Consider the following 1,613-nt stretch of genomic DNA (forward strand, 5'->3'; position numbering starts at 1 on the left):
ATCAGATGCCAGCCGATGAAGCCCGCGATGAGCGTCACCAGCACCATGGTCCAGATGCCCGCGCCGGTGAGGTAGAGAAGCCCCAGCGCCAGGCACAGCGCCAGCGCCGCGGCGTTGAGCATGTGGCCGCCCGGCAGCTTCTTCGGTTTGCCATCGACCTTGCCGGCAAGCTTGCCGAAGGCCACGACCGAGCCGGTGAAGGTCACCGCGCCGATGAAGATCCCGAGGAACACCTCGACCTTGAGGATGCCGATCTCGGTCGCGTCCTTCAGCGCCAGCTTCTTGCCGAAGCCGGTGAGCTCACCGAAGAAGCCGCCGCCCGCCTCCAACATCTCGGTCGGATCGAGCAGCGCGAGGCCCGCGCGGTCGAGGCCGTTCGCCGCCAGCAGCGTGTTGATGTCGTGCAGCATGATGTCGGCGTTGAGCCCGATGAACACCGCCGCCAGACCGACGAAGCTGTGCAAGGCCGCGACCAGCTGCGGCATTTCGGTCATCTGCACCCGGCCCGCGACCATCCAGCCCGCGAAGCCGCCCGCCGCAATGGCGACGAGGATGAGAAAGAGGTTGTGCACGCCGGGGCCGAACACGGTGACGAAGACCGCCACCGCCATGCCCGCGATGCCGTACCAGACCGCGCGCTTGGCGCTTTCCTGGTTCGACAGCCCGCCCAGCGAGAGAATGAAGAGAATGGCCGCGACGATATAGGCGGCCGAGACGATGCCGATGCTCATGATCCGGCCCCCTTACGACTTGCGGAACATGGCGAGCATCCGGCGCGTGACCAGAAAACCGCCGACGATGTTGATCGAGGCGATCAGCACCGCGATGAAGGACAAGAAGACCACGAGCCAGTTGCCCGAGCCGATCTGCAACAGCGCGCCGAGGATCACGATGCCCGAGATCGCGTTGGTCACCGCCATCAGCGGCGTGTGCAGCGAATGCGCCACGCCCCAGATCACCTGGAAGCCGACGAAGCAGGCCAGCGCGAAGACGATGAAGTGGCTCATGAAGCTCGCCGGGGCCACCGCGCCGATCAGCAGCATCACCAGAGCGCCCGCGGCCAGAAGCCCGACCTGATCCTTGGTCTGCTTCTTGAAGGCGGCGATCTCCTGTCCGCGCTTTTCCTCCGCGCTCAGCTCGCGCGGCTTGTCCTTCTTGGGCGCCGCGGCGATGGCCGCCGTCTTGGGCTTGGGCGGCGGGAAGGTGATCTCGCCCTCATGCGTCGCGGTCGCGCCGCGGATCACGTCGTCCTCCATGTCGTGATCGACGACGCCGTCCTTGGCCGGCGTCAGGTCGGTCAGCATGTGGCGGATGTTGGTGGCGTAGAGCGTCGAGGACTGCGTCGCCATGCGGCTGGGAAAATCGGTGTAGCCGATGATGGTCACGCCGTTGTCGGTGACGACCTTCTCCTCGGGCACCGTCAGCTCGCAATTGCCGCCGCGCTCGGCGGCAAGGTCCACGATCACCGAGCCGGGCTTCATCGCCTCGACCATGTCGCGGGTCCACAAGACCGGCGCGTCGCGGCCCGGAATGAGCGCGGTGGAGATGACGATGTCGATCTCGGGCGCCAGCGCGCGGAACTTCTCGAGCTGCTTTTCGCGGAACTCCGGGCT

General features: G+C 66.4%; 2 protein-coding genes. Both read right to left on the minus strand.

Annotation, left to right across the window (positions count from 1 at the left end):
- Positions 1-731: NAD(P)(+) transhydrogenase (Re/Si-specific) subunit beta (locus NHG85_RS11975; protein ID WP_253332668.1), on the minus strand; the 731-nt coding region annotated here is incomplete at its 3' end.
- A 12-nt stretch (positions 732-743) separates the two neighbouring features.
- Positions 744-1,613 (minus strand): Re/Si-specific NAD(P)(+) transhydrogenase subunit alpha (locus NHG85_RS11980; RefSeq protein ID WP_253332670.1); only part of this gene is annotated, 870 nt, incomplete at its 5' end.

The organism is Limimaricola litoreus (genome assembly GCF_024159025.1).
Classification (GTDB): Bacteria; Pseudomonadota; Alphaproteobacteria; order Rhodobacterales; family Rhodobacteraceae; genus Limimaricola; species Limimaricola litoreus.